24 protein-coding genes and 1 tRNA gene are annotated in these 24,559 nt (G+C 65.7%); 20 read left to right on the forward strand and 5 right to left on the reverse strand.

Annotated features, from left to right (window positions below; translation table 11 throughout):
• Positions 1-170: 170 nt before the first annotated feature.
• Positions 171-1,574 (forward strand): sensor domain-containing diguanylate cyclase, encoded by a 1,404-nt coding sequence (locus CFP68_RS14810; RefSeq protein ID WP_158234182.1) that lies wholly within the window; start codon positions 171-173, stop codon positions 1,572-1,574.
• Between the two features lie 183 nt (positions 1,575-1,757).
• Here the strand turns inward: CFP68_RS14810 and CFP68_RS14815 are convergent, their stop codons facing one another.
• Together CFP68_RS14815 and CFP68_RS14820 are read right to left on the reverse strand one after the other, a co-directional pair.
• Positions 1,758-2,147, reverse strand: a complete 390-nt coding sequence (locus tag CFP68_RS14815) for a DUF2750 domain-containing protein (protein WP_158234183.1) — start codon at positions 2,145-2,147, stop codon at positions 1,758-1,760.
• A complete protein-coding gene (locus CFP68_RS14820) occupies positions 2,140-2,811 on the reverse strand; it encodes a DUF2161 domain-containing phosphodiesterase (protein WP_099827850.1) in 672 nt (223 codons plus the stop codon). The genes CFP68_RS14815 and CFP68_RS14820 overlap by 8 nt, the downstream gene beginning before the upstream one ends.
• A 124-nt stretch (positions 2,812-2,935) precedes the next feature.
• Here CFP68_RS14820 and CFP68_RS14825 point away from each other — a divergent pair, with 124 nt between their 5' ends.
• From CFP68_RS14825 to CFP68_RS14845, 5 genes are all read left to right on the forward strand, one after another.
• Positions 2,936-3,856 (forward strand): manganese-dependent inorganic pyrophosphatase, encoded by a 921-nt coding sequence (locus CFP68_RS14825; protein WP_099827724.1) that lies wholly within the window; start codon positions 2,936-2,938, stop codon positions 3,854-3,856.
• A 293-nt stretch (positions 3,857-4,149) separates the two neighbouring features.
• The gene (locus CFP68_RS14830) at positions 4,150-5,556 is read left to right on the forward strand and encodes a cytochrome ubiquinol oxidase subunit I (RefSeq protein WP_099827725.1); all 1,407 of its coding nucleotides are present in this window, start codon (positions 4,150-4,152) and stop codon (positions 5,554-5,556) included.
• A 12-nt stretch (positions 5,557-5,568) separates the two neighbouring features.
• A complete protein-coding gene (gene cydB, locus CFP68_RS14835) occupies positions 5,569-6,573 on the forward strand; it encodes a cytochrome d ubiquinol oxidase subunit II (RefSeq protein WP_099827726.1) in 1,005 nt (334 codons plus the stop codon).
• 10 nt (positions 6,574-6,583) lie between these two features.
• Complete coding sequence (locus CFP68_RS14840; RefSeq protein ID WP_206601921.1) at positions 6,584-6,679, forward strand: DUF2474 domain-containing protein; 96 nt, start codon at positions 6,584-6,586, stop codon at positions 6,677-6,679.
• A gap of 78 nt (positions 6,680-6,757) precedes the next feature.
• The gene (locus CFP68_RS14845) at positions 6,758-8,155 is read left to right on the forward strand and encodes an aminotransferase family protein (protein ID WP_099827852.1); all 1,398 of its coding nucleotides are present in this window, start codon (positions 6,758-6,760) and stop codon (positions 8,153-8,155) included.
• Here the strand turns inward: CFP68_RS14845 and CFP68_RS14850 are convergent.
• Entirely contained in the window at positions 8,152-8,559 is a 408-nt protein-coding gene (locus CFP68_RS14850) for a DUF6228 family protein (protein WP_099827727.1), read from the reverse strand. The genes CFP68_RS14845 and CFP68_RS14850 overlap by 4 nt on opposite strands.
• 266 nt (positions 8,560-8,825) lie before the next feature.
• Between CFP68_RS14850 and CFP68_RS14855 the strand changes: the two genes are divergently transcribed.
• The 5 genes from CFP68_RS14855 (at position 8,826) to CFP68_RS14875 (ending at position 13,065) form a co-directional block, all read left to right on the forward strand.
• Positions 8,826-9,590: an SDR family NAD(P)-dependent oxidoreductase gene (locus CFP68_RS14855; RefSeq protein ID WP_099827728.1), complete on the forward strand. Its 765-nt coding sequence runs from the start codon at positions 8,826-8,828 to the stop codon at positions 9,588-9,590.
• Positions 9,587-10,504: a 2-dehydro-3-deoxygalactonokinase gene (locus CFP68_RS14860; protein ID WP_099827729.1), complete on the forward strand. Its 918-nt coding sequence runs from the start codon at positions 9,587-9,589 to the stop codon at positions 10,502-10,504. Before CFP68_RS14855 ends, CFP68_RS14860 begins: the two co-directional genes overlap by 4 nt.
• Before the next feature lie 5 nt (positions 10,505-10,509).
• Complete coding sequence (locus CFP68_RS14865; protein WP_099827853.1) at positions 10,510-11,115, forward strand: 2-dehydro-3-deoxy-6-phosphogalactonate aldolase; 606 nt, start codon at positions 10,510-10,512, stop codon at positions 11,113-11,115.
• Positions 11,112-11,948: an SMP-30/gluconolactonase/LRE family protein gene (locus CFP68_RS14870; protein WP_099827730.1), complete on the forward strand. Its 837-nt coding sequence runs from the start codon at positions 11,112-11,114 to the stop codon at positions 11,946-11,948. Before CFP68_RS14865 ends, CFP68_RS14870 begins: the two co-directional genes overlap by 4 nt.
• Before the next feature lie 127 nt (positions 11,949-12,075).
• Complete coding sequence (locus CFP68_RS14875; RefSeq protein ID WP_099827731.1) at positions 12,076-13,065, forward strand: aldose epimerase family protein; 990 nt, start codon at positions 12,076-12,078, stop codon at positions 13,063-13,065.
• Between the two features lie 33 nt (positions 13,066-13,098).
• Here CFP68_RS14875 and CFP68_RS14880 read toward each other — a convergent pair whose 3' ends face one another.
• Positions 13,099-14,112: an MBL fold metallo-hydrolase gene (locus tag CFP68_RS14880; protein WP_099827854.1), complete on the reverse strand. Its 1,014-nt coding sequence runs from the start codon at positions 14,110-14,112 to the stop codon at positions 13,099-13,101.
• A gap of 53 nt (positions 14,113-14,165) precedes the next feature.
• Positions 14,166-15,866, reverse strand: a complete 1,701-nt coding sequence (locus tag CFP68_RS14885) for an acyl-CoA dehydrogenase family protein (protein ID WP_099827855.1) — start codon at positions 15,864-15,866, stop codon at positions 14,166-14,168.
• Positions 15,867-15,995: 129 nt separating this feature from the next.
• Between CFP68_RS14885 and CFP68_RS14890 the strand changes: the two genes are divergently transcribed.
• The 9 genes from CFP68_RS14890 to CFP68_RS14935 all read left to right on the forward strand — a co-directional run bounded on the left by CFP68_RS14890 (position 15,996) and on the right by CFP68_RS14935 (position 24,374).
• Positions 15,996-16,946, forward strand: a complete 951-nt coding sequence (locus CFP68_RS14890) for an L-threonylcarbamoyladenylate synthase (protein ID WP_099827732.1) — start codon at positions 15,996-15,998, stop codon at positions 16,944-16,946.
• 227 nt (positions 16,947-17,173) lie between these two features.
• Complete coding sequence (gene leuC / locus CFP68_RS14900; protein ID WP_099827734.1) at positions 17,174-18,580, forward strand: 3-isopropylmalate dehydratase large subunit; 1,407 nt, start codon at positions 17,174-17,176, stop codon at positions 18,578-18,580.
• A gap of 37 nt (positions 18,581-18,617) precedes the next feature.
• Positions 18,618-19,148, forward strand: a complete 531-nt coding sequence (locus CFP68_RS14905; RefSeq protein ID WP_099827735.1) for an HdeD family acid-resistance protein — start codon at positions 18,618-18,620, stop codon at positions 19,146-19,148.
• A 25-nt stretch (positions 19,149-19,173) separates the two neighbouring features.
• Complete coding sequence (gene leuD, locus CFP68_RS14910; RefSeq protein ID WP_099827736.1) at positions 19,174-19,779, forward strand: 3-isopropylmalate dehydratase small subunit; 606 nt, start codon at positions 19,174-19,176, stop codon at positions 19,777-19,779.
• A 269-nt stretch (positions 19,780-20,048) separates the two neighbouring features.
• Positions 20,049-20,888 (forward strand): hypothetical protein, encoded by an 840-nt coding sequence (locus tag CFP68_RS14915; RefSeq protein ID WP_338152819.1) that lies wholly within the window; start codon positions 20,049-20,051, stop codon positions 20,886-20,888.
• Positions 20,885-22,024 carry an endonuclease/exonuclease/phosphatase family protein gene (locus tag CFP68_RS14920; RefSeq protein WP_241524112.1) on the forward strand — a complete coding sequence of 380 codons (1,140 nt, stop codon included), beginning with the start codon at positions 20,885-20,887 and terminating at the stop codon, positions 22,022-22,024. The genes CFP68_RS14915 and CFP68_RS14920 overlap by 4 nt, the downstream gene beginning before the upstream one ends.
• A gap of 53 nt (positions 22,025-22,077) precedes the next feature.
• Positions 22,078-23,184, forward strand: coding sequence for a 3-isopropylmalate dehydrogenase (gene leuB, locus CFP68_RS14925; RefSeq protein ID WP_099827858.1), 1,107 nt, complete (start codon positions 22,078-22,080; stop codon positions 23,182-23,184).
• Positions 23,185-23,278: 94 nt separating this feature from the next.
• Complete coding sequence (locus CFP68_RS14930) at positions 23,279-24,283, forward strand: DMT family transporter (RefSeq protein ID WP_099827737.1); 1,005 nt, start codon at positions 23,279-23,281, stop codon at positions 24,281-24,283.
• 14 nt (positions 24,284-24,297) lie between these two features.
• Positions 24,298-24,374: transfer RNA gene (locus CFP68_RS14935), tRNA-Pro, on the forward strand.
• Positions 24,375-24,559: the final 185 nt, after the last annotated feature.

Consider the following 24,559-nt stretch of genomic DNA (forward strand, 5'->3'; position numbering starts at 1 on the left):
TGTGCCGATCGCAAGGGTCCATTAACATCCCGGCGCTAAGACAGACCTGCCGGCCCTGTCGCCCGGCGCTGCCCCCGGTTCGCGCAATGTCGAAATCACCCGCCCCTGCCGCCCCAGACGACACCGTCGCCGCAATGCCGAACGCGACCCGGCACTTCGCGGATCTCGTCTTGGAACACACGACCGATGCGATCCTGTTCACCGATCCCGACGATACCGTCGTCTGGGTGAACGAAGGCTTCGTGCGGATGTATGGCTATCGCCTGGGCGACTTCGCGGGAAAGCGGCCCGAAGACCTGTTGAACGCCCCCGATACCGATCCGGCCGTGACCGCACAGGTCCTGCGCGCCCTCCGTGAACGGCGACCGCTGCAGGTCGAACTGCTGAACATGCGGAAATCCGGCAACCCGGTATGGGTCGAGAAAAAGCTGATCCCGCTGTTCGACGCCACGGGGCGGCACATCCACAACATGTCGATTTCGCGCGACATCACCGAACGCAAGGCGATGGAAGCGAACGCCTTGGAAATGACCGAGGCCGAAGCCCACCGACAGCACGAACGCCGCCTTCTCAGCCAGATCAGCGAATGGCTCTACTCTGCCAAGTCGCTGGATGAACTGCTGATGGTGGTCAAGAAATCGATGCAGACCCTCCTGCCCGAAGCCGAGGGACAGCTGTATATCTATTCGAACCTGCGCGACACGCTTGAACTGGCGACTCGCTGGGGCGATGGCCAGGCCCATGATCACATCGGCGCCGAGGATTGCTGGGCCCTGCGCCGCGGGCGCGCCTATGCGTTCGGCACGAAAGCCATCGAATTTGCCTGCTCTCATGTCGCGGGCGAAGAGGCGCCATATTTCTGTTTGCCGATCATCGCTCACGGCCAGACGATCGGCCTTCTGCATCTCTGCTTTTCCGCCTTCGACCGATCCATGGTGTCGCGCGAATCGATCCAGACATTCGTCCAGCAACGCTGGCAGGTCGGTCTGCTCTGCGCCGAGCAGATCAGCCTCGCGGTCGCCAACGTCCAGCTTCGCCATGAACTACAGGATCAATCCATGCGCGATCCGCTGACCAACCTTTGGAACCGCCGATGGTTCATGGAGGCGTCGCAACGTGAGCTGAACCGCGCCCGCTCGACCGCCGGGGCGCTCTCGATCGTGTCGTTCGACGTCGATCACTTCAAGACGTTCAACGATGCCCATGGTCATGACGCGGGCGATCATGTCCTGCGCGAAGTCGCCATGCTGCTCGACGTCCAGTTCACCGGCGCCTGCGCACCGGCCCGGATCGGCGGCGAGGAATTCGTCGCCCTCTGTCCCGGCCTGTCACTCGCCGATGCGACCCGGGCCGCGGAACGGTTCATCGAATCGCTGGCGGTCCTCGAACTGGCCCATGGCGGCACCGTCCTGCCCCGAATCACGGCCTCGGCCGGTGTGGCCGCCTTCCCCGAAGATGGCGACAAGGTTGACCGACTGATGAAAGTTGCCGACGAGGCGCTGTATCGCGCCAAGGAACAGGGCCGCAATCGCGTGATTGCCAGCAACCATTCTGCCCCGCGCAAGGTTGCCTGAGCCGTGACAGCCCCGGCTGCCAGCCATCGCATTCCTGACTCGGGCGGACCCGGCAACACCGCCCCCGTCCTGTCCGGCTGCCAACCTTCCGGCTTCTTACCGACCGAAATACTCCCGCCGGAGGCTCCCGCCGGAGGCTCCCGCCCCAACGTTCCGCGCGTCGCCCGATCCGGCACGCCTGCTTCAAACCCGCTGGCGTTCTTCTTCCAGGGTCGTGATGAACGTCTCGGCGCCGCATTCGCGGAAGGCCCCGTCGGCGCCGGGGCAGACCGCGATCTTGATGGCGGCATCCGCCAGATCCCACAGCCATTCCGCGCGGAAGGTTTCGATCTCCATCTCGGACGCCATCGCACCCGGGTGGTTCAGATCCGCCATGGCCTGTGCCAATCCGCGATCCGGCCAGACCGGCAGGTATTCGAAGCCGTCGGGCGACACCGGCATCAAGACGCCATCGTCACCCTGGATCACCCACATCCGATCGTGTTCGGCAATGCGCGCAAGCGAGAACCAGTACCGGTCCTCGGGATCCAGCCCCAGAACCTCTGCCATCCGCGCCGCGTCCATGTCAGCCATCCCCGTGTCCTTCCTGTGCCGCTGCTGCCCGCCCATTCGGCGTCAGCGTGTAAACGCCGGTCGAAACCCGTTCGAACCAGCCGTAATGATCGTCGGCCATCAGCCGCGTCGCCCGCTCGACCCCGGTCGCCGCCGCGACCACCGCGCCCTTGGCCGCGCCCGCCCGCAGGTATCGCGCACAGGCCAATGCATCCTGGCGATAGGCCGTCACCACGCCGACACGCGTCGACCCGCCGACGTTCGGATCGCCCGTCCGCCGCGCGAATTCGCGCAACAGGCGCCCCAGGCGCGGTTTTTGCGGGCGCGGACGATAGGGCGCCGGATCGCAGTGCACCTCGATCAGCCCGTCCCGCAAACGCACGCTGAGAAATCCCAGCCCGAGCCGGCGGCAAAGCGCGGTGTTGTCCTTCACCGCCCGCCCGCCGGCCCGCCCCTTGCCGCGCGGCACCGCCAGGTACACCCAATCGCTCAGGCCCTGGCGGGCGATTCCCTGGTGCACCAGCGACAGGGTGAATCCGGTCTTCAGCTCGACGAACACCGGGTCTTCATCGCCGCGCACCGCCATCACGTCGGCCGGACCGACCTCGGCCTTCACCTCGTATCCCTGCCCTTCCAGAAAGGTCTTCACGGGCGCGTAAAGTTCGGTTTCCTTCGGACGGGTCATGGCGTCGCTGATAGCGCGGGTGGCGGTCGCAAGCCAGTCGCGAAAATCCGCTTTCGGCTCGGGTGACAACCGCCCCGCACCTGCCTATAAGGCGCGGACCTTCTGCAACACAGGATCGTGACGCATGACCACCCTCGTTTTCGGCCACAAATCCCCCGACACCGATTCCACCGGATCGCCCATCATCTGGGCCTGGTACATGTCCGAAGTGCTGGGCCTGCCGGCCGAGGCACGCCTGCTGGGCGAGCCGAACACCGAAGCCGCCTTTGTCGTGGACCGCTGGGATCTGGACAAGCCGGCGTTGCTGGAAACGCTCGCGGCCGATACCGACGTGGTGATCGTGGACACCAACAACCCCGCCGAACTGCCCGATGGCATCAATGACGCCAACATCACCGCGATCATCGACCATCACCGCCTGGTCGCCGGCCTGGAAACGCGCGCGCCGATCGACATCACGATCCGCCCGCTGGCCTGCACCGCCACCATCATGCACGAGCTCATGGGCGCCGACGCCGCCAAGATGCCCGGCAAGATCAAGGGTGCGATGCTGTCGTGCATCCTGTCCGACACGCTGGAATTCCGCAGCCCGACCACCACGGCCCGCGACCGCGAGCTTGCCGAACAGCTGGCCGAGGAGCTGGAGATCACCATCCCCGCCTATGCCGCCGAAATGTTCGCCGCCAAGTCCGACGTATCGGCGTTTTCCGACGCCGAGCTGCTGCGGATGGATTCCAAGGAATTCGCGCTGGGCGAAACGAAGTTCCGCGTCTCGGTTCTGGAAACCACGTCGCCCGACACCGTGCTGGCCCGCAAGGACGGCCTGATGAAGACGATGGAAACCGTGGCCCGCGAAGACGGCGTCGATCAGGTTCTGCTGTTTGTCGTCGATATCTTGGAAGAACAGGCAACGCTGCTGGTGCCAAACGATCTGGTGCGCAAACTGGCCGAAGCCAGCTTTTCCACCGTATGCGGTGAAGACAGCGTCATCCTGCCCGGCATCGTGTCGCGCAAGAAGCAGATCATCCCGAATCTGACCATGTGAACGTCACGGCGGCGGCTTTCAGCGACGCCCGCCGCCAGTATCGCAAAGGCGCCCGGCACCCCCGACCCCCGAGCAGAAGGGCCGGGGGCGCCAAGCCTCCCCTCTTCGCCCGCCCCGCGGGGAGCGTCAAAGCCACGCGGCACACCATCCACCTGCCGCGGCCCCGCTGACATAAATATGTCACGCCGCCGAATTCCGGCCCCGCCGGAGTGCGACAGTATGCCGGCCCCATCGCATTGCCCGCCCAGCCCGATCGACCTAGGTTCAGGTCAACCGAAGGACAGGAGCACGCGATGTTCGGCATAGAAGCACTGGATCTTGCAAGGTTTCAATTCGCCTTCACGGTGGCGTTTCACATCATCTTTCCGGCGTTTTCCATTGGCCTGGCCAGCTATCTCGCGGTGTTGAACGGATTGCATCTGTTCACCGGCAAGGCGGTTTACCTGCGCGTGTTCCAGTTCTGGAAAAAGATCTTTGCCGTCGCCTTCGGCATGGGCGTCGTGTCGGGCATCGTCATGTCGTATCAGTTCGGCACGAACTGGAGCGTGTTTTCGGACAAGACCGGCCCGATCCTCGGCCCGTTGATGGCCTATGAGGTGCTGAGCGCGTTCTTCCTCGAAGCGGGGTTCCTCGGCGTGATGCTGTTCGGGCGCGAAAAGGTGGGCCCCAAGCTGCACTTCTTCGCCACCTTGATGGTCGCGGTCGGCACCTTGATGTCGGCGACATGGATCCTGTCGGTGAACAGCTGGATGCAGACGCCGGTGGGTTACGCCATGAATGCCGATGGTCAGTTCGTTCCCGAAGACTGGTGGCAGATCGTCTTCAATCCGTCGTTCCCCTATCGCCTGACGCACATGGTTCTGGCCGCGTTCCTGACAACGGCGCTGGTCGTCGGGGCGACCGGGGCGTATCATCTGCTGCGCGACACGGCGAACAAGACCGCGCGCCTGATGTTCTCCATGGCGATGTGGATGATCGTGATCACCGCACCGTTGCAGATCACGGCCGGCGATTTTCACGGCATCAACACGTTGGAACACCAGCCCGCCAAGGTCATGGCGATGGAGGGGCATTACGACAGCCACCCCGACGGCGCGCCGCTGATCCTGTTCGGCATTCCCAACCCGGACGAAAAGCGCGTCGATTACGCCGTTCAGATTCCCAAGCTGTCGTCGCTGATCCTGAAACACGACCTGAACGCACCGCTGGACGGTCTGGATACCATCGACGACGACAAGGAACCGCCGGTCACCTTGGTTTTCTTCAGCTTCCGCGTCATGGTCGGTCTTGGTTTCGCGATGCTGGCGCTGGGCATCTGGGGCACGGTGCAGCGGTTTCGCGGGCGGCTGTATGTTTCCGAATGGCTGCAACGCGCAGCGATCGTCATGGGGCCCATGGGGTTCGTCGCGGTTGTCGCCGGCTGGATCACGACCGAGGTGGGGCGCCAGCCCTATACCGTCTATGGCCTGCTGACGACGGCCGAAAGCGCATCACCCTTGCAGGCGTCGGCGGTGGCGTCATCGCTGGTGGCGTTCATCCTGGTCTATTTCGCGGTGTTCGGCGCGGGCACCTATTACATCCTGCGCCTGATGGTGCGCGAACCCGAAACGGCCCAGGGCAACCTGCGCGAAGGTCCGATCCGCACGGCCGGCATCACCCCGGCGCCCGGCGTCGCCCAGGCGCGGCAACCGGCCGAATAAGGAGAACCGACCATGATCTTCGACCTCGCCTTCATCTGGGCCGGCCTGATCGCCTTCGCGGTGCTGGCCTATGTCATCCTCGACGGGTTCGACCTGGGGATCGGGATCCTGTTTCCGTTCCTGAAGGAAAACCACGAAAAGGATCTGGCGATGAACACCGTCGCGCCCGTCTGGGACGGAAACGAGACATGGCTGGTTCTGGGCGGCGGCGGGTTGTTCGCGGTCTTCCCGCTGGCCTATGCGGTGGTGATGCCCGCGCTCTATGCGCCGATCATCGCCATGCTGATCGGGCTGATCTTTCGCGGTGTCGCCTTTGAATATCGCTGGCGCACCAAGCGGGCCCAGTGGTTCTGGAACTGGGCGTTCTTCGGTGGCTCGACCGTGGCGGCCCTGGCACAGGGCATCGCGCTGGGCGCGCTGGTGCAGGGGATCGAGGTTGAGAACCGCGCCTATGCCGGCGGCAACTGGGATTGGCTGACGCCGTTTTCGCTGCTGACGGGGCTGGCGGTGGTGGTCGGCTATGCCTTGCTGGGCGCGACATGGTTGCTGCTGAAAACCGAAGGTGCGGTCAACAATCATGCCCGCCGCATGGCCTGGCCGCTGGCGGTGGTCACACTGGCGCTGATCGGCGCGGTCAGCCTGTGGACCCCGTTCATCGACATCGAGTATTTCAACCGGTGGTTCAACAACTGGACGATGGTGTTCACCTTTGCCGTGCCGCTGCTGGTGGCCGGTGCGGCCTTCGTGATGTTCTGGGGCTTGAAGTCGGGCCACGACAGCTGGCCGTTCCTGTCGGCGCTGGCGATCTTCGTGCTCAGCTTCGTGGGAATCGGTATCAGCTTCTATCCCAACATCGTGCCGCCCTCGCTGACCATCTGGGAGGCGGCGGCGCCGGACAGCAGCCTGTGGTTCGTGCTGGTCGGTGCCATGGTCCTGATCCCCCTGATCCTGATGTACACGGCCTATGCGTATTGGGTGTTCCGCGGCAAGATGGACCCCGACGAAGGCTATCACTGAGGGGGCCGGCATGGGGCGCAAACTGATCTGGTTCGCGGCCTATTGGCTGCTGGGCGTCGCCGCGGTCGGGGCACTGGCCTATGCGATCCGGCTGGCCATCCTGTGATGGCCCGCTGATCGGCAGGGCTTGCAAGAACAGCCGATCGCGCGCACCATCCGCGCCGACACCACGGTGGAGCGTCCGATGAACAAGCCCTTCCAGTCCAACGATCCGCGCAGCGTCATCGAAGCCGACCGCGCCCATGTCTGGCACCACCTGATCCAGCACAAGCCGTTCGAAACCGTCGATCCGCGGATCATCGTCGAAGGCAAGGGGATCAAGGTCTGGGATATCAACGGTCGCGAACATCTGGATGCCGTGTCGGGCGGGGTTTGGACGGTGAACGTCGGCTATGGCCGCGAACGCATCGCCAACGCCGTGCGCGACCAGTTGATCAAGCTGAACTATTTCGCCGGCTCGGCGGGGTCGATTCCGGGTGCCATGTGGTCGCAGCGCCTGATCGAAAAGATGCCCGGCCTGTCGCGCGTCTATTTCGCCAGCTCGGGGTCCGAAGCGAACGAGAAGGCGTTCAAGATGATCCGCCAGATCGCGTGGAAACGCCATGGCGGGCGCAAGCACAAGATCCTGTATCGCGCGCGTGACTATCACGGCACCACCATCGCCTGCCTGTCGGCCGGCGGCCAGCCCGAGCGCAACGCGCAATACGGCCCGATGACCCCGGCGTTCGTCCCGGTGCCCCATTGCCTGGAATACCGCGCCCACGAACAGGGCTGGGGCGATCTGTCGGGCGAAGCTTACGGCGTGCGCGCGGCACGGGCCATCGAAGAGGTGATCCTGCGCGAAGGCCCCGACACCGTGGGCGGCCTGTGCCTTGAACCCGTGACCGCCGGCGGCGGTGTCATCCCGCCCCCGCCCGGATACTGGGAAACGGTGCAGCAGATCTGTCGGAAATACGACATCCTGCTTCATATCGACGAGGTTGTCTGCGGCCTCGGGCGCACCGGTGCATGGTTCGGATACCAGAATTACGACATCCAGCCCGATTTCGTGACCATGGCCAAGGGCGTTGCCTCGGGCTATGCCGCGATTTCGTGCTGTGTGACGACCGAGGCGGTGTTCGAGATGTTCAAGGACGATTCGGACGATCCGATGAACTATTTCCGCGACATCTCGACCTTCGGCGGCTGCACGGCCGGCCCGGCCGCGGCGCTGGAAAACATGGCGATCATCGAGGAAGAAGGGTTGCTGGACAATACGCTGGTCATGGGCGAACGCCTGATGGACAACCTGCGCGCACTGGCCGAAAAGCACGCCGTCATCGGCGATGTGCGCGGTGCGGGCCTGTTCTGTGGTGCCGAACTGGTCAGCGACCGCGACACCAAAGAACCGATGGCGGAAAAACGCGTCGCCGCGGTGGTCGCCGAGTGCATGGCCCGGGGCGTGATCATCGGCATGACCAACCGGTCGCTTCCCGGCTACAACAACACGCTGTGCCTGTCGCCCGCGCTGATCGCGACGAAAGACGATATCGACCACATCACCGATACCATGGACGTCGCGTTGCAGCACGTCTTCGGCTAGGCGCCCGGCCCGCGATCGAAGAACACCGCCGCGTCCCGCGCGATCCGCCGCAATCTGGCGGCCTCGCACTTCAGAACCACTTCCAGTGACCAGGGCTCGGGCGTCACGGTATCGAACAGAAGGGCCTTGATGCGGACGCCGCCACCTTGGTCGCAGTCCGCCTCAAGCATGAAATCCCCTTCAAGCGAGACCCAGCATATATCGCCCTCCCAAGGCACCGGTGCCACGGCCAGACGATAGAAATAGCGTGCAATCGCGTGGATTTCGGCCGTCGACCGTTCATAGACCGCTTTGCGCGCGCCCACGGCGGGTGTCGAGATGTCGATCACGAAACTGTCGCCATCCGCGAGGTGAAATTCCAGCGACGCCGCCGACAGGGCCGACTTCACCACGAACACATCCATTGTCGGCCCTTCCCTGATGCGACCGCGTGCCACCCTGCGCGTGCATACCCAAAGCGCGACCGGACACAACACCTCATCCCGCCGGCATGATGCCGTCAAGGGCCGCGCGCGCACACAAAGCCCGCCTGTTTCGCGCGATTATCCCTTGGCAAACCGGCGCTGACGTCCGACACCTTGACCCTGACGGAACGTTACCCGAAGATTCACGGCCTGACCCTGCCGTGGACGTTTCCCCTTTCCATCCGGGTCATCGAAGGAGAGCAGGCATGACCGCACGTTTCCCCGACCTCGAAGGCGCATCGGTTTTCATAACCGGCGGCGGATCCGGCATCGGCGCCGCGATCACCGACGCCTTCCTCGGACAGGGCGCAAACGTCGCCTTCGTGCAGCGCTCGGACCCCACCGCGTTCCTGAACGAGATGGAGGAAAAGCACGGCCGCCGCCCCTGGCACCGCCAGTGCGACATCACCGACACCGGCGCGCTGAAGGCCGCCATCGACGCCGCCGCCCGCACCCATGGCGCGATTCGCGTGCTGGTGAACAACGCCGCCAACGACAAGCGGCACACCACCGACGAAGTCACCCAGGACTTCTGGGATTCGATGATCGCCATCAACCTGCGCGCTTATTTCTTCGCGGTGCAGGCCGTGGTGCCGGGCATGCGCGAAGCGGGCGGCGGTTCGATCGTCAACTTTTCCTCGATCAGCTACATGATGGGGCACGCCGAAATGCCGATCTACACCACCGCCAATTCCGGCATCAACGGCATGACCCGCAGCCACGCGCGCGAATTCGGCCCCGACCGGATCCGCGTCAATGCCATCGCGCCCGGCTGGGTGCTGACCGAACGGCAGAAGCGCGAGGTGGTGGTTCAGGAAACACTCGACGCGCATCTGGCGCGCCAGTGCCTCAAGGATTTCATGGCGCCCGAGGACATCGGCGAACCCGTGCTGTTTCTCGCCTCGGACGCCTCGCGCATGATGACCGGTCAATCGCTGGTGGTCGACGCGGGCGTGGTGACGACAGGATGACCGGCACCACCACGAAAGCCGACTGGATCGCGGTGGATTGGGGCACCACGAACGCGCGCGCCTGGGCCATGGGCGGTGCCAACACCGTGCTGGCCGAAGCACTCTCCGACATGGGAATGGCCCGCCTCGATCCCTCGCAATACGAAGCGGTGCTGCTCGACATGATCGGCGACTGGCTGGGCGACGGCACGACCCCGGTCATCATCTGCGGCATGGCCGGGGCGCGCCAGGGCTGGATCGAAGCCGCCTATGCCGCCGTGCCCTGCCCCGCGCTGTCGGCCGATCTGACGCCGGTGCCGACCGACGATGCCCGGCTGCAGGTCTCGATCATTCCCGGCCTGAAACAGGATCACCCGGCCGACGTGATGCGGGGCGAGGAAACCCAGATCGCCGGCTTCCTGTCGCTGAACCCGCGATTCGACGGCGTGGTCTGCCTGCCGGGCACCCACACCAAATGGGCCCACGTCAGCGCCTCCGAAGTCGTCAGCTTCCAGACCGCCATGACCGGCGACGTCTTCGCCGCAATCGCCGGCCACACGGTGCTACGCCATTCGACCACCACCGATGGCTGGGACGACGACGCCTTCGCGACCGCCCTCACCGAGGCGCAGACACGCCCCGAAACGTTGGCGGCGCACCTGTTCGGCATCCGCGCCGAGGGGTTGCTGCACGGCATGGGCAACGAAACCGCGCGCGCCCGCCTCTCGGGCCTGCTGATCGGCATCGAACTGGCCGCGACCAAACCCTACTGGCTGGGCCGTGACGTGGCTCTGATCGGCGCGCCCAGGCTCTGCGCGCTCTACGAAACGGCGCTGGCGGCACAGGGCATCACTGCAATCCGCACCAAGGGCGACGGCATGACGCGCGCCGGATTATGCGCCGCCCGCGCCCTGACCAAACCCGCAAAGGACTGACCCCCATGAGCAGACCCCTCATCGCCATCCTGCGCGGCATCACCCCAGCCGAAGCGGTGGATGTCGCAGCCGCCCTGATCGACGCCGGGATCGACCGGATCGAGGTGCCGCTGAACTCGCCCGATCCCTTCGACAGCATCGAAAAGATGGTCGAAGCCCACGGCGACCGCGCGCTGATCGGCGCGGGAACCGTGCTGACGGCCGAACAGGTCGCCCATGTCTATCGGGCGGGTGGCCGCCTGGTGGTATCACCCAACTGCGACACCGAGGTGATCCGCGCCACCCGCGCCCTGGACATGCAGAGCTTTCCGGGCATCGTCACGCCGTCCGAATGCTTCGCGGCGCTGAAGGCGGGGGCGAACGGCGTCAAGGTGTTCCCGGCGATGCAGATGGGGGTCGAGGGGCTGAAGGCCCTGCGCGCCGTCCTGCCGGCGGAGACCGGGGTTTACATGGTCGGCGGCGTCGGCCCCGAGAACTTCGCCGAATGGACGGCAGCCGGCGCCACGGGCTTCGGCATCGGCTCCGCCCTCTACAAACCCGGCGTCACGGTGGATCAGATCGCCAAGCGCGCCGCCGCCATGGTCGCCGCCTTCGACAAGACCGCGGCATGAGCATCGCGGTCTTCGATCCCACCCCGTGCGCCTTGGGCGAGGGGCCCCTGTGGCACCCCGAACGCGAACAATTGTTCTGGTTCGACATCATCGGCAAACGCCTGCTGACGCGCGATGGCGATGCCGCCCGCCATTGGCAGTTCGACGAACACGTCTCGGCCGGCGGATGGATCGACCGCGACACCCTGCTGATCGCATCCGAAACCGCGCTGTCACGCTTCGACCTTGTCAGCGGCAAAAGCACGGCACTCTGCGCGCTGGACGCCGACAGCCAGACCACGCGCTCGAACGACGGGCGCGCCGACCCCCAGGGCGGATTCTGGATCGGCACCATGGCCAAGGACGAGACGCCCGGCGCCGGCGCGATCCATCGCTTTTACAGGGGCGAGCTGCGCCGTCTGTTCGCGGGCATCTCGATCCCCAACGCGATCTGCTTCCCCCCCGACGGCGCCGCCGCCTGCTACGCCGACACCGCGATGCGCAAGGTCATGTCCGTCACCCTCGACAGCGACGGCTGGCCCACCGGCGATCCCCGGGTCGCGGTGGACCTGACGGCCGACGCCCTGAACCCGGACGGCGCGGTGATCGACACCGACGGCAACATCTGGATCGCCCAATGGGGCGCAGGCCGCGTGGCCTGTCACGCCCCCGATGGCAGCTTCCTGCATGCGATCGACGTTCCCGCCGCCCAGACGACCTGTCCCGCCCTGGCCCCCGACGGGACCCTCTACATCACCTCTGCCGCCAGGGGCGACGACGGCCCCTGCGCCGGCCAGACCTTCGCGATCGCCACGACGGCAAGAGGCCAGCCGGAACACCGCATCACGCTCTGACTTTTTCTTGCTTCAAATACTCGAAACACCACAGCTGCCAAAGGCGCGGACGCCCGATGACCAGACATGCCCCCGAAATCTGTTGCCACGGCGTACACGCCCCGGCCACCACAGGTCCGACCACGACATGACACCCTTCGGTATCCTGAAGGACGGTCAACCCGTTCACTCCATCACCCTGGAAAACGGTACCCTGACCGCCCGTATTCTGACCTATGGCGCGATCCTTCAGGATTTGCGCCTTGCGGGCATTCCCTATCCGCTGACCCTCGGGTTCGCCGAAATCGCCGCCTACGAAAACGATCCGGCCTATTTCGGCGCGCTCATCGCGCCCGTTGTGAACCGGATCGCCGGCGGTCAATGCGACATCGACGGCAAGAGATGGGAATTCGCCAGGAACGAGGGCACCACCACGTTGCACAGCGGCCCCACCGGCAGCCACGCCGCGATCTGGACCGTCGCCGGTCAAACCGCCACTTCGCTCACCCTGACGCTCGATCAGGCCGCCGGCCAAGGCGGCTTTCCCGGCAACCGGTCGCTCACCGCGACCTATGCCCTGGCGGACAGCACACTGTCGCTGACCATCGAGGCCACGACCGACGCGACCACCCTGATGAACCCGGCGCACCACGGCTATTGGAACCTCGACGGCACGCCGACGTGGGAGGGGCACGTCCTGCGGATCATGGCCGACAGGTATCTGCCCACCACCGACGACAACCTGCCCACGGGCGCCATCGCGCCGGTTGACGGCACCGCCTGGGACATGCGCGCCGGCGTCACCCTCGCCCGGGCCGGCGCACCGAAACTCGACACGAACTTCTGCCTTGCAGATGCGCGCGGCCCGCTGCGTGATGCCGTCCGCCTCACCGGCACCTCTGGCGTCACCCTCGACATCGCCACGACCGAATCCGGCGTGCAGATCTTCGACGCGGCACCGATCGACACCGGCCCGGCGCCTACGATCCACGGTCACCCGTACGGGGCGCGCTGCGGCATCGCGATCGAACCGCAGGGCTGGCCCGATGCGCCGCACAACCCGGCGTTCCCCTCGATCGTGCTGCGTCCCGACACGCCCTATCGCCAGCAAACGACGTTCCGCTTCAGCCGCCGGTAATCGCGCCGCCCGGCTTTTTCTTGCCGGAAATACTCACGCCGCAGGCGACCGCCCTCGGGGCGGTTCCTGGCGCACCGCCTGCCACAACCACGCGCCATCGGCCCGCCTTCGCCGCGTGACGCGCCCCGCGTGCCACAGGTGCATGCAGTGGGCCATCGCCTCGACCAGGGCCAGACCGTATTCACCCGGCCCGATGCTCCGCTTGAACAGCACGGTGAAACAGGCGGCGGCCGTGGCGGGGGTGGACAGGAACGCCTCAAGCCGCGTCAGCGCGCCGTGGTGGTTGTCGATCAACTGGCGCAGCCGCAGCGGCAATCCCGTGAACGGCAGCTTGTGACCCGGCAGGACAAGCTGGCGATCGGTGGCGAAATCCGACAACCGAACGCAGGCCGCCAGCCAATCGGCCACCGGATCGGCCTCGGGTTCCGTCGCATAGACGCCGAGGTTGGGGGAAATCGTCGCCAGCAACTGATCGCCACCGATCACCAGATCGCCGTCCTGCGACCACAGGGTCGCATGCTCGGGGGCATGGCCATTGCCGATCCGCACGTCCCAGTCGCGTCCGCCGATCCGCAGCACCGATCCTTCGGCGATCCGGCTAAACCCCAAAGGCAACGGTGCAACGACATCGGCAAAGTTGAACGGCCGTTCCGCCTGCCGCTGGGCCAGGATGTCGGCGTCCATCCCGGCGGATCGCCAGAACGCGACGGTTTCGGGCGCCGGGACATCCTGTTCGTCCAGCGTCAGCATCCGCGCCATCAACCAAGCCGTACGGGTCGTCACCAACGCCGCGCCTTTCGACTGAAACCACCCGGCAAGGCCGATGTGGTCGGGATGGTGATGCGTGATCACGACCTGCGTCACCGGCTTGCCCCGCAGCGGGCCGGTCAGAAGCGTTTCCCAGATCGCCCGCGTCCTGCGGCTGTCGAACCCGGTGTCGATGACCGTCCAGCCATCGCCGTCGTCCAGCGCATAGACATTGACGTGATCCAGCGCCATGGGCAGCGGCAGGCGCGCCCAGAGGATCCCCTCGGCCACCTCGATCATTTCGCCGGATGCCGGCGGATCGGCGAACGGAAACCGCAGGCCGGCTGGCCCGCTCACGCCGCGAGGTCGTCGACGCCCAGCGCGAACAGGCCGTCAGCGCCCTCGCGGACCTGGGTCAGCAACCCGATATGTTCGGGCAGCATCCGACGGATATAGAAGGCGGCCAGCGCGACACGTGCTGCATCCCCCGCCAGCGCCCCCTTCAGGTGGTAATGGGCACCCAGCACCCGGGCAAAGGCCCGCAGGTATGGCACCGCCCCGGCGAAACGGTCGGTCATTTCCTGCGCGATCAGCCATTCGGTGGCCTCGCGCAGGGTTTCGGCGGCGTCCCACACGTTCTGTGCCAGACCGGGATGGTCGGCCTTGGCCGCTTCGGCGCCGCGCACGACCTCGTCGATCAGGGCAAAGGCGGCATTGCCGCTGTCGGCCATCTTGCGTGCCACCAGATCCATCGCCTGGATGCCGTTGGTGCCTTCATAGATCGCGGTGACGCGGACGTCGCGGTAATACTGGGCGGCGCCGGTTTCCTCGATGAAGCCCATGCCACCGTGCACCTGCACGCCCATCTGCGCGACCTCCATGCCGGTGTCGGTGCCGAACGCCTTGGCGATGGGGGTCAGGAACGCGGCGCGCGCGCTCCACTCGGCGTCATCCGTCGCCTTCGCCATGTCGATGGCCACGGCACAAGCCAGCGCGATGCAGCGCGCCGCCTGCGTCTCGGCCTTCATCGTCGTCAGCATCCGGCGCACGTCGGCGTGTTCGACGATGGTGCCGGTTCCGCCCGCGCGCCCCTGCTTGCGGTCCAGCGCATAGGCCAGCGCGTGCTGATACGCGCCTTCGGCCACGCCGATCCCCTGCACGCCGACGCCAAGACGGGCGTTGTTCATCATCGTGAACATCGCCGCCATGCCGCCATGTTCCGGCCCGATCAGCCATCCCGTCGCGCCGTCATATTGCATCACCGCCGTGGGCGAGCCGTGCAGGCCCATCTTGTGTTCCAGCGACACGACGCTCAGGCTGTTGCGCCTGCCCGGATTTCCGGCGTCGTCGGGAATGAACTTGGGCACCATGAACAGGGAAATCCCCTTGGTCCCCGGCACCGCATCGGGCAGACGCGCCAGCACCAGGTGGCACACGTTTTCGGTGAAATCGTTGTCGCCCCACGAGATATAGATCTTCTGCCCCGTCACGGCATAGGTGCCGTCGCCGTTCGGTTCGGCCCGGGTGCGCAGCGCGCCGACGTCGGATCCGGCCTGTGGTTCGGTCAGGTTCATCGTGCCGCACCACTCGCCCGAGATCAGCTTGGGGATGTACAGCGCCTGGATCTCGGCGGGCGCATGGTGTTCCAGCGCCTCGATCTGGCCCTGGGTCATCAGCGGGTTCAGTTGCAGCGACAGGCAGGCCGACGACATCATCTCGTTCACCGCGGTCGTCACCGTCATCGGCAAGCCCATGCCGCCATGATCCTGCGCCGCCGACATTCCGATCCAGCCGCCCTCGGCAATTGCGCGGTAGCCTTCGGCAAAGCCCGGCGATGTCCGCACGACGCCGTTTTCCAGAACCGCGCCCTGTTGATCGCCGGGACGTTGCAGGGGGGCCAGTACGGTTTCGCACATCCTTCCCGCTTCGGTCAGGATCGCTTCGGTCACGTCCGGTGTCGCCTCGGCGAACATGTCGGTGGACGTGACATCAGCCAGACCGACAACGTGATCGAACAGGAACGCGAATTCACGGGCCGGAGCACGATAGGGCATCAGATCCTCCAATTGGTTCGCGGAACGCCCGAGCTTGGCATTTCCGTCAACAGCGATTATAGCCGCATCGGTCAACAGTCTGGAGCCGGTCCCGGCGTTCGGCAACCCCAACGCAGCGTCAGAAGTGTCATGTCGCAGATCACCACGGCCACATTGACGACAGACGATGCCGGTATCGCGCGTGCGGGCCGCCTGTTGCGCGACGGTGCGCTGGTCGCCTTTCCGACCGAAACGGTTTACGGGCTGGGTGGCGATGCGACGAACCCCGACGCAGTGGCCGCTATCTTCACCGCAAAGGGCCGGCCTCAGACGAACCCGCTGATCGTGCATGTCGACAGCATCGATGCCGCCCGCGCCATCGCCGAATTTCCGCCCGCCGCCGAACGTCTGGCCGCCGCGTTCTGGCCCGGCCCCCTGACCATGGTGCTGCCGCTGTTGGCGGATCACGGATTGGCGGCCGGGGTCACTGCGGGGCTGAACACCGTGGCGATCCGGATGCCGGGGGGTGACCTGGCACGCCGCATCATCGCCGCCGCCGGCGTGCCGGTCGCCGCGCCCTCGGCCAATCCGTCAGGCCGGATCAGCCCGACCGACGCCACCCACGTGATCGCGGGCCTGTCGGGGCGGATCGCGGCGGTGGTCGATGGCGGACCCTGCCCGCTTGGGGTGGAATCCACCATCGTCGGCGTCACCCCCGACCCCGTGCTGCTGCGCCCCGGCGCCCTGCCCGCCGAAGCCATCGCCGCCTGCCTTGGCGCCCTGGCCGACACGCCCGCCCCGACCGGCCAGATCACCGCACCAGGCCAGCTTGCGTCGCATTACGCGCCGAAAGCCAGCCTGCGGCTGGACGTGATCACACCGGACCCCGGCGAGGTGCTGTTGGGCTTCGGCCCCGTCATCGCGCCGTTCCATCTGTCTGAATCGGGCGATCTGCACGAGGCCGCGGCAAACCTGTTCCGCCTGCTGCACGCGCTCGACGCCGAGGGGGCCGCGCGTATCGCCGTCTCGCCGATCCCCGATGTCGGGATCGGACGGGCGATCAACGACCGGCTGAAACGGGCCGCCGCCCCGCGCCCCTGACGGGCCGAGATCCCTTGCCCATCTGGCGCTGACGCGATATTCCGTTGGCCATGAGACGCATCTTCGACATGGACGACCGCGCGCGCCTGCCCTGGCGGTTTTTCGGGGCGGCGCTGGGCGTTTTCTCGCGACTATGACGCGGCGCTGACGCGCGGTGCGGGACCGCGCCGGCCGCCGCCCGTCCCGCAAGGTTTTCACGACGACACTTCATCAAGGGAGAGGACCGCATGTCCCCCAAGACGCTCTATGACAAGATCTGGGATGCCCACCTGGTTCACGAGGCCGATGACGGCACCTGTCTTCTGTATATCGACCGCCACCTGGTTCACGAGGTCACCAGCCCGCAGGCCTTCGAAGGGCTGCGCATGGCCGGACGCACGGTGCATGCGCCGGACAAGACCATCGGCGTGCCGGATCACAACGTGCCCACCACGCTGGACCGCGCCAACGCGGCAACCATGACCGAAGACAGCCGCATCCAGGTCGAGGCGCTGGACAAGAACGCCAAGGACTTCGGCATTCATTACTACCCCGTGTCCGACGTCCGCCAGGGCATCGTGCATATCGTCGGCCCCGAACAGGGCTGGACCCTGCCCGGCATGACCGTCGTCTGCGGCGACAGCCACACCGCCACCCACGGCGCGTTCGGCGCACTGGCCCACGGCATCGGCACGTCCGAGGTCGAACACGTCCTGGCCACCCAGACGCTTATTCAGCGCAAGGGCAAGAACATGAAGGTGGAAATCACCGGCAAGTTGGCGCCGGGCGTCACCGCCAAGGACATCACCCTTTCGGTGATCGGCAAGACCGGCACCGCCGGCGGCACCGGCTATGTGATCGAATACTGCGGCGAAGCGATCCGCGACCTGTCGATGGAAGGGCGGATGACCGTCTGCAACATGGCCATCGAAGGCGGCGCGCGCGCCGGCCTGATCGCGCCCGACGAAAAGACCTTCGAATACTGCAAGGGCCGGCCCCACGCGCCCAAGGGCGCGCAATGGGAAGCGGCGATGACCTGGTGGAAGACCCTGTTCTCGGACGAAGACGCCCATTGGGACAAGGTCGTGACGATCCGCGGCGAAGACATCGCGCCGGTCGTCACCTGGGGCACCTCGCCCGAGGACGTGCTGCCGATCACCGCATCCGTGCCCGCGCCCAGCGACTTTAAGGGTGGCAAGGTCGACGCGGCGCGACGCTCGCTCGATTACATGGGTCTGACCGCGGGCACACCGTTGGCCGAGGTTCCCATCGACACCGTGTTCATCGGGTCCTGCACCAACGGCCGGATCGAGGATCTGCGCGCCGCCGCCGCGATCCTGAAGGGCAAGAAGATCAAGGACGGGTTGCGCGCCATGGTCGTTCCCGGCTCGGGGCTGGTCCGTGCCCAGGCGGAAGAGGAAGGCCTGGCGCAGATCTTCATCGACGCCGGGTTCGAATGGCGTTTGGCGGGCTGTTCCATGTGCCTGGCCATGAACCCCGATCAACTGGCGCCCGGCGAACGCTGTGCCGCCACGTCCAACCGCAACTTCGAAGGCCGGCAGGGCAAGGGCGGGCGCACCCACCTGATGAGCCCGGCCATGGCGGCCGCCGCCGCCGTCACCGGCCGTCTGACCGACGTTCGCGAAATGATGTGACCGCATCCTCCGGTCATCAGAAGTGGAAGGAAACGCCATGAAAGACTGGCTCAAATGGCTCATTCTGGGGGTGTTGTCGATCGTGTTCGGCCTGTTCGCCCTGGGCAACGCGGTCGCCGCATCGCTGGCGGTGACCACGGTGACGGGCATCCTGTTCCTGGTCGCGGGCGGATTTCAGGTCGCCGCGGGCTGGGTTCAGGAGGGCGCGGGACACAAGACGCTGTCGATCGTTCTGGGATTGCTGATGATCCTGATCGGGCTGTCCTTCGTCATCAACCCGCTTGAGGGCACCATATCGCTGGCCATGCTGGTGACCATCCTGATCGCTGCCAGCGGCATCACCCGACTGATTTTCGCATTCCGCATGAAGCAGACACGGTATTTCTGGCCGATGCTGATCTCGGGTGCGGTATCGGCCCTGCTGGCCGGTTATATCGTCGCCAACTTCGGCGTCGCCTCGATCTCGCTTCTGGGGATCCTCCTGGGGATCGAGCTGCTGTTCAACGGCATCGGCCTGACGATCCTGGCCTTCTTCATGAAAACAAATACCACGCCGCCGCGCCGCTGAGCGGTCCGCAGCACCGGAGATGACAATGGAAAAATTTGAGAAACTGACGGGCATTGCCGCGCCGATGGACATGATCAACATCGACACCGACATGATCATCCCCAAGCAATTCCTGAAAACGATCAAGCGCTCGGGCCTTGGCGTGAACCTGTTCGACGAGATGCGGTATCTGGACGACGGATCGGAGAACCCCGATTTCGTGCTGAACAAGCCGGCCTATCGCAACGCCGAGATCCTGGTGACGGGCGACAACTTCGGCTGCGGATCGTCGCGCGAACACGCCCCCTGGGCGATCAAGGATTTCGGCATTCGCTGCGTGATCGCGCCGGGCTTTGCCGACATCTTCTTCAACAACTGCTTCAAGAACGGCATCCTGCCCGTCGTATTGCCGCAAGAGCAGGTCGATGTGCTGATGAAGGACGCGGAAAAGGGCGCCAACGCGCGCATGACCGTCGATCTGGACGCGCAGACGATCACCACGTCGGACGGCGAGACGATTTCGTTCGAGGTCGACGCCTTTCGCAAGCATTGCCTGATGAACGGTCTGGACGACATCGGCCTGACGCTGGAAAAGGCCCCCGCCATCGAAACCTTCGAGGCGCAGGCGGCAACTTCGCGGCCCTGGGTCTGAACCGCGCCCCTCTTGTGGGGGGACACCGAACAACCACCAGATGATGGGGCGGCCTTTGGGGCCGCCCTTTTTTTGCTCAATATTTGATGCAAACCCGCACCAGTTCCTCCACGAAAACACCGGAAACATTAATCAAGGTAACCAAGACGTTGAGCTACGAAGTGAAAGTAGGCAAAACTTGGGCAAGAATGAGGCAGCCGGTCACAATGACCGCAGGCACGACGGAACAGGGCGCGGCACAGCATCGCGCCCAGCCGGGTTGAGGTAGTATGGCAGTGATTTCGCGGCTTTTCGGCGCGGCAATACGTGGTGTCCTGATCCTTTTGCTGATCGTGACGCCCGCATTGCTTTTGCCGGGCACATCCCAGGACACGGCGCAGATCGTCATGCTTCTGGGGCTGTTCGCTGCCGCGTTGACGTTCACGGAATACGCGTCGGCCTATCCCTGCCTGTTCGAATTTCGCGACGCCCCGCCGTTCAACCGGCTGCGCTTTGTCAGCCTGTTCATCACCCTGACCACCCTTTCGATCATGGCCCGTGTCACCATCGATCCGACCGGCACGCCGCAACTGCTGCAGGGGATCGGGCTGTTGTTCGGCGACCTGATCGATTTTCCCTACAGCCCGGTCCGGCTGGCCGTCCTGATGTTGCCGGAACAGGCGCCGATGCAGAAGCTGACCCTGCTGCGCGCTTCGGCCGGCCTTGCCTATCTGATCTCAATCCTGGCGCTGGTGGTGTTCTATGTCACCCTGCGCCTGCGCAAGTGGCCGCTTCACAACGGCAGCTTCAACGTCTGGGTCAACCTGCCAACCTTCGATCCGACCAGCGGCGGCGACGTCGTTTCGCGCCTGCGGCGCGATTCCCGGATCAACATCGGCCTGGGTGCGGCCTTGCCGTTCATGATGCCCACCGCCGTCAGCGCGGCATCGGGGCTGTTCGGCGCCGTCTCGCTGGAAAACCCGCAAACCTTGATCTGGACCGTTGCGGCCTGGGCGTTCCTGCCCGCGTCGCTGGTCATGCGCGGCCTCGCCATGGGGCGCATCGCCGCGATGATCGCCGACAAGCGTAAAAGCATGACCGTGACCAGCGCGGGCATGCTGCCGGCGTGACGCGCAGGGCGGTCGCAGCCCTCGCGGCGGGCATCGCAATCGCCTGGTGCAACATCGCGATGGCCGAGCCGATCCGCGTCGCCACGTTCAATACAGGTCTTGATCGCAAGGGCCCCGGCCTTTTGTTGCGCGACCTGGAACGCGGCGATGCGCCCGACGTCGCCCGTGTGGTCCGGACGGTGACGCGCAATGCCCCCGATATCCTGGTGCTTCAGAACGTCGATTGGGATCTCGACGGTCTTGCGCTGAACGCGCTGGCCGACCGCATCGCGGCGGCCGGTCACCCCATGCCGCACAGGTTTGCCGCACGCCCCAACGCGGGCATGGCCACCGGGCACGACATGGATGGTGACGGACGGCGCGGCCGCGCGCGCGATGCCCAGGGCTATGGCCGGTTCGCCGGTCAGGGCGCCATGGCGGTGCTGTCGCGCTTTCCCATCGATGCGGCGGCGACACGGGATTTCACCGATTTCCCCTGGGCCGACCTGCCCGGCGCAATCCCGCCCTTGAACGACGACGGCACGCCGTTTCCCGATGCCGAACGCTTTGCCCTGCAACGCCTGTCATCGGTGGCGCATTGGGACGTGGCCGTTGATCTGCCCGGACAGCGGCGCATCCACATCCTGACATGGCACGCCACGCCGCCGGTGTTCGACGGCCCCGAGGATCGCAACGGCCGGCGCAACCATGACGAAACGGCGTTCTGGCTGCGCTATCTCGACGGCGATCTTCCCTTTGCCCCACCCGAGGCGCCGTTCATCCTGATGGGCGACGCCAACCTGGACCCGGTCGACGGCGAGGGGCGGCGCGCGGCGCTGGAAGCCCTGCTGACCCACCCGCGGCTTCAGGATGCCCGCCCCGACTCGCCCGGCGGCGTCGCGGCGGCGAAGGCCCAGGGCGGCGTGAACCTTCGCCACAGTGGGGATCCGGCGCACGACACCGCGGATTGGCGCGACGCGCCCGGCGATCCGGGGAACCGGCGGGTCGACTATATCCTGCCCTCCACCGACTGGCGCATCCTCGGCGCCGGTGTCGACTGGCCGCTGAGCGATGTGACCGCCGTGACCGAAGCCACGCGCCATCATCTGGTCTGGATCGATCTGGAACCGATCTACCCGGCAGCACGGGCATATTGACGCGGCATCCCCTGCGGGCTAGGCCGATGCCGATTGTTTGCAAGGAGCGCCCGATGTCCAACCCCTCCATCCTCATCCTGCCCGGTGACGGCATCGGCCCCGAGGTCATGACCGAGGTCCGCCGCGTCATCGACTGGTTCGGCGAAAAGCGGGATCTGCATTTCGACGTGAGCGAAGACCTTGTCGGCGGCTGCGCCTATGACAAGCACGGCACGCCCCTGACCGACGAAACGATGGCCAAGGCGCAGGAGGTCGATGCCGTCCTGCTGGGCGCCGTGGGCGGGCCGCAATACGACAACCTGGATTTCAGCGTGAAACCCGAACGCGGGTTGCTGCGCCTGCGCAAGGAAATGGACCTCTATTCCAACCTGCGCCCGGCCCAGTGCTTCGACGCGCTGGCGGATTTCTCGTCGCTGAAACGCGATATCGTCGCGGGACTTGATATCGTCATCATCCGCGAACTGACGTCGGGCGTGTATTTCGGTGAACCGCGCGGGGTCTTCAAGGAAGGCAACGAACGGGTCGGCGTCAACACCCAGCGTTATACCGAATCCGAAATCGCGCGCGTTGCCCGCTCGGCCTTTGAACTGGCCCGTAAGCGCAACAACAAGGTCTGCTCGATGGAGAAGGCCAACGTGATGGAATCCGGCGTGCTGTGGCGCGACGTGGTGACCGAGATCCACCAGGCGGAATACCCGGATGTCGAGCTGTCGCACATGTATGCCGACGCCGGCGCCATGCAGCTGACCCGCTGGCCCAAGCAGTTCGACGTCATCGTGACCGACAACCTGTTCGGGGACCTGCTGTCGGATCTGGCCGCCATGCTGACCGGATCGCTGGGCATGCTGCCCTCGGCGTCGCTGGGCAAGCCGATGGAGAATGGCCGGCCCAAGGCGCTGTATGAACCCGTCCACGGATCGGCCCCCGACATCGCAGGAACCGGCAAGGCGAACCCCTGCGCTTGCATCCTGTCATTCGCCATGGCGCTGCGGTATTCCTTCGACCTCGGCGACGAGGCGACCCGCGTGGAACGCGCCGTCGAAAAGGTGCTGGCCGATGGCGTGCGCACGGCCGACCTGATGCAATCGGGCGGCGGCACCCCTGCCACCACGACCGAAATGGGCCAGGCGATCATCGCCGCGCTGGACGCCGGCCTGTAATCCTGCGCGGGGGGCCGTTCGCGCGGCCCCCTGCGATCCGGGCATCGGGACACGATGCCCAAGGTCAACCCCGCATGATCCGGACGGAGCCCCCATGATCGAATCCGCCAGATCCAACGTGCAGGGCGCATTGCTTGCCCTGCTGGCCTTCGGCATCTTCGCCACCCACGACGTGGTGGTAAAGATCGTCGGCGCGACCTATGCGCCGTTTCAGATTATCTTCTTTTCGGTCCTGTTCAGCTTTCCGCTGGCGACCATCATGCTGATGCGCGACCCGACCGAAGGACACCTTCGCCCGGTCCATCCGTGGTGGACGGCCTTGCGCACCACCGCGATCGTGTTGAACGGGTTTTCCGGCTTCTACGCCTTTTCCGTGCTGCCGCTGGCGGAAACCTATGCGATTCTGTTCATCGCGCCGATGATCATCACCGTCCTGTCGATTCCGGTGCTGGGTGAAAGGGTCGGCGGCCATCGCTGGGCCGCCATCGTCGTCGGGCTGATCGGCGTCATGGTGGTGCTGCGGCCGGGCGGATCGTCGTTCTCGCTGGGGCATCTGGCCGCGCTGACCTCGGCCGTGGGCAGCGCCACGGCATCGGTCGTCGTGCGCAAGATCGGGCGCGAGGAGCGCAGCGTCGTCCTGTTGCTGTATCCGTTGATCGCGAGTTTCGTGATCATGGCCTGCATCCTGCCGTTCGTCTACAAACCCATGCCGCTGACCGATCTCGGCCTGGTCGGCATCATATCGCTGTTCAGCTTTGTCGCCGGCCTGGTGATGATCTGGGCATACCGGCGGGGTGATGCGACCGTCGTGGCGCCGATGCATTACTCCCAGATCCTGTGGGCGGCCGGTTTCGGCTATTTCATCTTCGGCGAAACGCCGGACGTTCTGACCTGGGTCGGCGCCGCGATCATCATCGCCAGCGGTCTATATATCGTCCTGCGCGAAACATCGGGACGATCACGCACCACCCCGGTGCTGCGCAACCGGTCGCCGCGCGAAACCGGGTCGGCCCCCCGTATCGCCGCCATGTTGCGGGAACGTGCAGAACGCACGCCAGCGGGCTATCAAGCCCTTGCCAAACGCGGCCCGACGCCGTAAGTCGCACCCACGGTCGGGCTGTAGCGCAGCCTGGTAGCGCACCTGCTTCGGGAGCAGGGGGTCGGAGGTTCGAATCCTCTCAGCCCGACCAGTAAACCTTTACCACATCCGAGTGCGGCCAATGGATATTGGCGATGGCCTTGCGGGTTGTCGGTGCCCTTTGGCGCCGGTGTGTCGGGCAAAGGGGCACCGGGTTCGGTCACATTCCTGCCCCGCAGATGATTCGCGGCGTTCGAACGACACGGGCCGCGGACAAGCGGCCGGCCCGCGGACAAG

The organism is Oceaniglobus indicus (assembly GCF_002751875.1).
Lineage (GTDB): Bacteria > Pseudomonadota > Alphaproteobacteria > Rhodobacterales > Rhodobacteraceae > Oceaniglobus > Oceaniglobus indicus.